1 rRNA gene is annotated in these 2,965 nt (G+C 53.8%); it reads right to left on the bottom strand.

Annotated elements, in window-relative coordinates:
- Positions 1-34: 34 nt before the first annotated feature.
- Positions 35-2,944, bottom strand: a 23S ribosomal RNA gene (locus Xets_RS00850).
- Positions 2,945-2,965: the final 21 nt, after the last annotated feature.

Here is a 2,965-nt window from a genome sequence, read left to right as displayed (position 1 = left end):
TCTCTCTCAAACCCCAAAACACCTTCGGTGTTGTCAGGTTAAGCCGCACGGGTCATTAGTACCGGTTAGCTCAACGTCTCGCAACGCTTACACACCCGGCCTATCTACGTCCTCGTCTCGAACGTTCCTTCAGTGTCCTCTAGGGACAAGGGAAGACTCATCTTAAGGCAAGTTTCCCGCTTAGATGCTTTCAGCGGTTATCTCTTCCGCACTTAGCTACCGGGCAGTGCCATTGGCATGACAACCCGAACACCAGTGGTGCGTCCACTCCGGTCCTCTCGTACTAGGAGCAGCCCCTTGCAATCTTCCAACGCCCACGGCAGATAGGGACCGAACTGTCTCACGACGTTCTAAACCCAGCTCGCGTACCACTTTAAATGGCGAACAGCCATACCCTTGGGACCTACTTCAGCCCCAGGATGTGATGAGCCGACATCGAGGTGCCAAACACCGCCGTCGATATGAACTCTTGGGCGGTATCAGCCTGTTATCCCCGGAGTACCTTTTATCCGTTGAGCGATGGCCCTTCCATACAGAACCACCGGATCACTATGACCTGCTTTCGCACCTGCTCGAGCCGTCACTCTCGCAGTCAAGCTAGCTTATGCCATTGCACTAACCTCACGATGTCCGACCGTGATTAGCTAACCTTCGTGCTCCTCCGTTACGCTTTGGGAGGAGACCGCCCCAGTCAAACTACCCACCAGACACTGTCCGCAACCCGGATAACGGGCCGACGTTAGAACATCAAACATTCAAGGGTGGTATTTCAAGGATGGCTCCATGCAGACTGGCGTCCACATTTCACAGCCTCCCACCTATCCTACACATCAAGGCTCAAGGTTCAGTGTCAAGCTATAGTAAAGGTTCACGGGGTCTTTCCGTCTTGCCGCGGGTACACTGCATCTTCACAGCGAGTTCAATTTCACTGAGTCTCGGGTGGAGACAGCCTGGCCATCATTACGCCATTCGTGCAGGTCGGAACTTACCCGACAAGGAATTTCGCTACCTTAGGACCGTTATAGTTACGGCCGCCGTTTACTGGGGCTTCGATCAAGAGCGTCGCCTTGCGGCTAACCCCATCAATTAACCTTCCAGCACCGGGCAGGCGTCACACCGTATACGTCCACTTTCGTGTTTGCACAGTGCTGTGTTTTTATTAAACAGTTGCAGCCAGCTGGTATCTGCGACTGGCCTCGGCTCCGAAAGCGTGTTTCTTCACCTGACGCCAGCGTGCCTTCTCCCGAAGTTACGGCACCATTTTGCCTAGTTCCTTCACCCGAGTTCTCTCAAGCGCCTGAGTATTCTCTACCTGACCACCTGTGTCGGTTTGGGGTACGATTGACCATAATCTGACGCTTAGGGGCTTTTCCTGGAAGCGGGGCATCAGCAACTTCAGCACCGTAATGCCTCGTCATCGTGCCTCAGTGTCTTGGATAACCGGATTTGCCAAGTTATCCCACCTACACACTTAAACCGGGACGACCGTCGCCCGGCTTGCCTAGCCTTCTCCGTCCCCCCATCGCAATTATGGCCAGTACAGGAATATTAACCTGTTTCCCATCGACTACGCTTTTCAGCCTCGCCTTAGGGGTCGACTCACCCTGCCCCGATTAACGTTGGACAGGAACCCTTGGTCTTCCGGCGAGCGGGTTTTTCACCCGCTTTATCGTTACTTATGTCAGCATTCGCACTTCTGATACCTCCAGCAAACCTCACAGTTCACCTTCACCGGCTTACAGAACGCTCCCCTACCCAACAACACATTCGTGTCGCTGCCGCAGCTTCGGTGCATGGTTTAGCCCCGTTACATCTTCCGCGCAGGCCGACTCGACCAGTGAGCTATTACGCTTTCTTTAAATGATGGCTGCTTCTAAGCCAACATCCTGGCTGTCTGAGCCTTCCCACTTCGTTTCCCACTTAACCATGACTTCGGGACCTTAGCTGGCGGTCTGGGTTGTTTCCCTCTTCACGACGGACGTTAGCACCCGCCGTGTGTCTCCCGTGATAACATTCTTCGGTATTCGCAGTTTGCATCGGGTTGGTAAGTCGGGATGACCCCCTAGCCGAAACAGTGCTCTACCCCCGAAGATGACTTCACGAGGCGCTACCTAAATAGCTTTCGGGGAGAACCAGCTATCTCCCGGTTTGATTGGCCTTTCACCCCCAGCCACAAGTCATCCGCTAATTTTTCAACATTAGTCGGTTCGGTCCTCCAGTTAGTGTTACCCAACCTTCAACCTGCCCATGGCTAGATCACCGGGTTTCGGGTCTATACCCTGCAACTTAACGCCCAGTTAAGACTCGGTTTCCCTGCGGCTCCCCTATGCGGTTAACCTTGCTACAGAATATAAGTCGCTGACCCATTATACAAAAGGTACGCAGTCACCCTGATAAATCAAGGCTCCCACTGCTTGTACGTACACGGTTTCAGGTTCTCTTTCACTCCCCTCGCCGGGGTTCTTTTCGCCTTTCCCTCACGGTACTGGTTCACTATCGGTCAGTCAGGAGTATTTAGCCTTGGAGGATGGTCCCCCCATGTTCAGACAGGATACCACGTGTCCCGCCCTACTCGTTGAGCTCACAATACCAGTGTCTTCGGATACGGGGCTCTCACCCTTTACTGCCGGCCTTTCCAGACCGTTCTCCTGACACTCATATCGCTGATGGCTCTGGGCTCCTCCCCGTTCGCTCGCCGCTACTGGGGGAATCTCGGTTGATTTCTTTTCCTCGGGGTACTGAGATGTTTCAGTTCCCCCGGTTCGCCTCCTTACCCTATGAATTCAGGTAAGGATAGTGCAACGGATTGCACTGGGTTTCCCCATTCGGACATCGCCGGCTGATAGCGCTTCATATCAGCTCACCGGCGCTTTTCGCAGATTAGCACGTCCTTCATCGCCTCTGACTGCCTAGGCATCCACCGTGTACGCTTAGTCGCTTAACCTCACAACCCGAAGGTGTCTTC

The organism is Xenorhabdus sp. TS4 (assembly GCF_014467265.1).
Classification (GTDB): Bacteria; Pseudomonadota; Gammaproteobacteria; order Enterobacterales; family Enterobacteriaceae; genus Xenorhabdus; species Xenorhabdus ehlersii.
This window is presented reverse-complemented; position numbering and strand designations above follow the sequence as displayed.